The sequence below is a fragment of the Streptomyces sp. SM1 genome (assembly GCF_002910825.1).
Classification (GTDB): Bacteria; Actinomycetota; Actinomycetes; order Streptomycetales; family Streptomycetaceae; genus Streptomyces; species Streptomyces okerensis.
Genome location: NZ_NEUB01000870.1, coordinates 1 through 4,968, shown reverse-complemented (window position 1 = coordinate 4,968; position 4,968 = coordinate 1). Strand labels below are relative to the sequence as shown.

Genomic DNA, 4,968 nt, shown 5'->3' with positions numbered 1-4,968 from the left:
TGGGCGGGACACGCGGCTGCCCGCGGTGACGGCGGGGTGGAGAGGTGGGCGGGACACGCGGCTGCCCGCGGTGACGGCGGGGTGATGGGCGGGACGCGACTTCGGTCAGTGCTTATCGCTGTTCGTCCTCTTCCGTCTCCGCTCCCGCCCCGCCGCCCACCGTGAATCCGGTCACCGTTCCGCCGCCGTCCCGACGGAAGGCGTACGGCGCGCCGCCGTGCGCGAGCGCGACCTCCCGGACGATGGAGAGACCCAGCCCCGACCCGGGCAGGGACCGCGCGTCCGCGGCGCGGTAGAAGCGGTCGAAGACGCGCGTCAGATCGTCGTCGGAGATGCCCGGCCCCCGGTCGCGCACCTCCACCCGCACCGTTCCGGGCCGGGCCGGACCCGTCACGCCGATCTCGACGGGTGCGCGCCCGCCCCGGTCGAACTTGACCGCGTTCTCCACCAGGTTGGACACCGCCCGCGTGAGCATCCCCGGCCGCCCGTCGGTGCCGGTGTCGCCGCTCGCGCGGACCACGATCTGCCGTCCGGTGCGCCGCCGGGCCAGTTCCGCCACGTCCTCGGCGATGTCCGCGAGGTCGACACGCTGCGGCGGCTCCGTGTCGGACTGCCCCGCCGCCAGCTCGACCAGCTCGTTGACCAGGTCGGTCAGTTCGCGGGCCTCCTGGGTGAGATCGGCGACGAGTTCCTCACGGGTGCCGGGCGGCAGTTCGTCGATGCGGCGCAGCAGCGAGATGTTGGTGCGCAGCGAGGTGAGGGGCGTACGCAGCTCGTGCCCGGCGTCCTGCACCAGCCGGCGCTGGTCCTCCTCGGACTGGGCGAGCCGCCCCAGCATCCGGTCGAAGGCGCGGCCGAGGCGCCCCACCTCGTCGTTGCCGGCGACGGGCACCTGGATGCCGAGCCGGCGGGTGCGGGCGACGATCTCGGCGGCGTTGGTGAGGACGACGAGGCGCCGGGTGATGCGCCGGGCGAGCCACCAGCCGAACAGTCCGGCGCCGACGACCACCGCCGCCATCATGATCAGGGTGCGCCGCTGGAGCGCCCGCAGCAGGTCCTCGGTGTTGCTGAACTCCTGCGCGACCTGCACCGCGCCCCGTTCGCCGCCCAGCGAGACGGTCGCCACGCGGTAGACGTCGTCGCCGACGTCGACGCCCGCGTGGACGACCACCCGTCCCGCCGTGGCGGCACCGGCGATGAGACGGTCGGCGGCGACCACCGGCAGTCCGGGGTCGCCCGGGTCGAAGACGCTGCCGTCCGGGCCGAGCACCTGGACGTCGGTCCGGGCGGGCCGCACGAGGTCGTGGCCGGGCGCGGCGGAGGAGAAGTCGAGGGGCGCCATCCGGTTGTCCCGGACCTCGCGCCGCAGATCCTGCACGACCTCGTCGAACACGGTCTGCTGGTCCACCCGCACCAGCCGGGCGGCCGCGTTGTACGACAGGATGCCGACCAGCACGGTGACGGTGGCGGTGACCGCCGCGAACGCCACCGCGAACGTGGTCCCCAGCGACAGCAGCCGCATCCGCCGGCGCGGTACCGGCCCCGGTGTCGCGTGCGCACCGCCCGCGGTCACTCGGCCCTCAGCACGTAGCCCACCCCGCGCACCGTGTGGATCAGCTGCGGTGCGCCGGGCTCGTCGAGCTTGCGGCGCAGATAACCGACGTAGACGGCCAGGTTCTTGGAACCGGGGCCGAAGTCGTAGCCCCAGATACGGTCGTAGATGGTGGCGTGTTCGAGGACGACACCGGCGTTGCGGATCAGCAGTTCCAGCAGCTCGAACTCGGTGCGGGTCAGTTCCAGCTCCCGCTCGCCCCGCCAGGCCCGGCGCGCCTGCGGGTCCATGCGCAGTCCGGCGGCGTCGACGAACCGGTCCGGGCTCACCGGCCTCGGCTCCTCCACGGGTCCGGGGGCCGGCGCGGGCGGGACGGGGGCCGCGCGGCGCAGCAGGGCACGCAGCCGGGCGAAGACCTCCTCGACGTCGAACGGCTTCACCACGTAGTCGTCGGCGCCCGCGTCCAGTCCGGCGATCCGGTCGGCGGTCTCCACCAGCGCCGTCAGCATCAGCACCGGTGTGCGGTCGCCCTCGGCGCGCAGCACCCGGCACACCTGGAGCCCGTCGATGCCGGGCATCATCACGTCGAGGACCAGTACGTCGGGCCGGCTGCGGTGGGCGTGCGCGAGGGCCTCGACACCGTCGGCGACGGCCGTGACGCGGTAACCCTCCAGGGTCAGGGCGCGCTCCAGCGCGTTGCGGATGGCGCGGTCGTCCTCGGCGAGCAGAAGGGTGTGCGACACGGGGCCAGTGTGCCAACCTGCGGGCCGCCCCGGTCGCGGTGGACGGCACCGGGGTCCCGTTCTTACCCGGATCTCACCCGGCGGGGCTTGCCTGCCGGGGCCCGCCCGCCGGGGTTCGTCCGCCGGGGTTCGTCCGTACGGACTCGTCGTCGAGCCCCGGCGTGCGAGCCCCAACGTGCGGGGCCCGCCCTGCGGCGGTCCCCCGTGCCGGTAGTCACGCCTTCGAGCCTCCGGGGAGCAACCGGAGCCCCCGGACGCGCGCCGTGCCGTCTCGGCCCGCCCGGCTCAGCCCGCCGGCCGCAGCGCCGCCAGCCGCTCCTCGAAGGGGGTGATCTCCTCGAAGGAGTCCCGCCGGGGCAGCGGGCGGACGGTGGACAGGCCCGCCATCAGCGCGGCCAGCTCCCCGGCCGCCCGTTCGACGCGCCCGTCCAGACCCTCCGCGCCCCAGTCCTCGGAGGCGGCGTAGACACCGGTCGGGACGACGACGGCCCTGAGGTAGGAGAAGAGCGGACGCAGCGCGTGGTCCAGCACCAGCGAGTGCCGTGCGCTGCCGCCGGTCGCGGCGATCAGCACCGGCTTCCCGGCGAGGGCGTCGGGGTCGGTGACGCTCAGCGCGTCGAAGAACGACTTGAACAGCCCGCTGTACGACGCCGAGAACACCGGCGTGACCACGATCAGCCCGTCCGCTCCCGTCACCGCGTCGAACGCGTCGGACAGCGCCCGGCCCGGGAAGCCGTTGGTGAAGGTGTGCGCGATCTCCACGGCGAGGTCGCGCAGCTCGACCACCCGGATGTCCGCCGGCCCGGGTTCCGGGGCGGTCGCGGCCGGGGCGGCGACGGCCGCCAGCCGGTCGCCGAGCAGCCGCGTGGACGACGGCACGCTCAGTCCGGCCGATACGACGACGAGCCTCATGCCCGTGCTCCTTCCGTGCGTCCGGCTTCCTCGCGCCCGGCGTTCCCGCGCACGGCGTTCCCGCGCACGGCGGTGGCCAGCAGCGAACCGTGGGTCGGCGCGTCCGGCACGCCGGCCGGACGGTTCCTGGCGAACTCCTCGCGCAGCACCGGCACGACCTCCTCACCGAGCAGGTCGAGCTGCTCCAGCACGGTCTTCAGCGGCAGCCCCGCGTGGTCCATCAGGAACAGCTGGCGCTGGTAGTCACCGGCGTAGTCGCGGAACGACAGCGTCTTCTCGATGACCTGCTGCGGGGAGCCCACGGTCAGCGGGGTCTGCGCGGTGAACTCCTCCAGCGACGGCCCGTGCCCGTAGACCGGTGCGACGTCGAAGTAGGGGCGGAACTCGCGCACCGCGTCCTGCGAGTTCTTGCCGATGAACACCTGGCCGCCCAGGCCGACGATCGCCTGCTCGGGCGTGCCGTGCCCGTAGTGGGCGTAGCGGGCCCGGTACAGCTCGATCATGCGCTTGGTGTGGTCGGCCGGCCAGAAGATGTTGTTGTGGAAGAAACCGTCGCCGTAGTACGCGGCCTGCTCGGCGATCTCCGGCGAGCGGATGGAACCGTGCCAGACGAACGGCGGTACGCCGTCCAGCGGGCGGGGCGTGGAGGTGAAACCCTGCAGCGGGGTGCGGAACTTCCCCTCCCAGTCGACGACGTCCTCGCGCCACAGCCGGTGCAGGAGGGCGTAGTTCTCGACGGCGAGGTCGATGCCCTGGCGGATGTCCTTGCCGAACCAGGGATAGACCGGACCGGTGTTCCCGCGCCCCATCATCACGTCCGTCCGGCCGTCGGCCAGATGCTGGAGCATCGCGAAGTCCTCGGCGATCTTCACCGGGTCGTTGGTGGTGATCAGGGTGGTCGAGGTGGAGAGGACCAGCCGCTCGGTGCGGGCCGCGATGTAGCCGAGCATGGTGGTCGGCGAGGACGGCACGAACGGCGGGTTGTGGTGCTCACCGGTCGCGAAGACGTCGAGGCCCACCTCCTCGGCCTTCAGCGCGATGGCGACCATGGCCTTGATCCGCTCGCGCTCGGTCGGCGTCCGCCCCGTGGTCGGGTCGGGGGTGACATCCCCGACGCTGAAGATCCCGAACTGCATGGCCGCTCACCCTCCAGATTGTTTACAATTCAACTATACCCCTGGAACGACACCCCGCCCCCTCCTATTCCCGCGTACCCCCCGGCCCGGCCCCCGACCTCCTAGACCTCTCGGACCTCTCCCGACCGCAGCCGCGCGGCCTGCTCCGCACCGAAGTCCGTCGTACGCCTCATATGGTCGATGAACAGGGCGAGTTCCGAGTCGTCGAGGTCGTCGAAGAGTGCGACCCAGCCGCCGCCGAGACGGTCCCACACCCGACCGAACTCCGCGGCCTTCTCCGGCACCGGCGCCACCAGCACCAGCCGCCGGTCTCCCGCGTCCCGCTCCCGCACCACGTACCCCGCCCGCTCCAGCCGGTCCACCAGCCGCGTCGCCGCCCCGGTCGTCAGCCCCGTCAGTTCCGCGATCCGCCCGGTCGTCACCGGGCCGCCCTCCAGCGTCAGCAGGTTCAGGCACTGCAGATCGGTGGGGTGCAGCCCCAGATGGTCGGCGAGCGCCTGGTTGAACAGCGCGTACGACGCCATGTACCGCCGGGACACCACGGCCAGCTCCGCCATCAGCCGCGGCCGCTCGCTCACCGCCATGCCCACTCCTCCCGGTCGGATCTACCGCATGTATCCCCGGT

General features: G+C 73.0%; 5 protein-coding genes. All 5 read right to left on the bottom strand.

The genetic code is table 11. The features are described from left to right. Nucleotides 1-112 precede the first annotated feature (112 nt). The 5 genes from B9S61_RS29035 to B9S61_RS29015 all read right to left on the bottom strand — a co-directional run bounded on the left by B9S61_RS29035 (nt 113) and on the right by B9S61_RS29015 (nt 4,927). Nucleotides 113-1,522 (bottom strand): HAMP domain-containing sensor histidine kinase, encoded by a 1,410-nt coding sequence (locus B9S61_RS29035; protein ID WP_103544900.1) that lies wholly within the window; start codon nt 1,520-1,522, stop codon nt 113-115. A gap of 47 nt (nt 1,523-1,569) precedes the next feature. Further along, nucleotides 1,570-2,295, bottom strand: a complete 726-nt coding sequence (locus tag B9S61_RS29030; RefSeq protein ID WP_103544899.1) for a response regulator transcription factor — start codon at nt 2,293-2,295, stop codon at nt 1,570-1,572. A 285-nt stretch (nt 2,296-2,580) separates the two neighbouring features. Continuing rightward, nucleotides 2,581-3,207: an FMN reductase gene (locus B9S61_RS29025; protein WP_103544898.1), complete on the bottom strand. Its 627-nt coding sequence runs from the start codon at nt 3,205-3,207 to the stop codon at nt 2,581-2,583. Beyond that, nucleotides 3,204-4,343 carry an LLM class flavin-dependent oxidoreductase gene (locus B9S61_RS29020; RefSeq protein WP_103544897.1) on the bottom strand — a complete coding sequence of 380 codons (1,140 nt, stop codon included), beginning with the start codon at nt 4,341-4,343 and terminating at the stop codon, nt 3,204-3,206. The genes B9S61_RS29025 and B9S61_RS29020 overlap by 4 nt, the downstream gene beginning before the upstream one ends. Before the next feature lie 101 nt (nt 4,344-4,444). Beyond that, a complete protein-coding gene (locus B9S61_RS29015; RefSeq protein ID WP_103544896.1) occupies nt 4,445-4,927 on the bottom strand; it encodes a MarR family winged helix-turn-helix transcriptional regulator in 483 nt (160 codons plus the stop codon). Nucleotides 4,928-4,968: the final 41 nt, after the last annotated feature.

Coding starts and splice junctions, on each gene's coding strand:
- B9S61_RS29035 (WP_103544900.1), bottom strand. CDS start 1,522: ATGCGGCTGCTGTCGCTGGGGACCACGTTCGCGGTGGCGTTCGCGGCG.
- B9S61_RS29025 (WP_103544898.1), bottom strand. CDS start 3,207: ATGAGGCTCGTCGTCGTATCGGCCGGACTGAGCGTGCCGTCGTCCACG.
- B9S61_RS29020 (WP_103544897.1), bottom strand. CDS start 4,343: ATGCAGTTCGGGATCTTCAGCGTCGGGGATGTCACCCCCGACCCGACC.
- B9S61_RS29015 (WP_103544896.1), bottom strand. CDS start 4,927: ATGGCGGTGAGCGAGCGGCCGCGGCTGATGGCGGAGCTGGCCGTGGTG.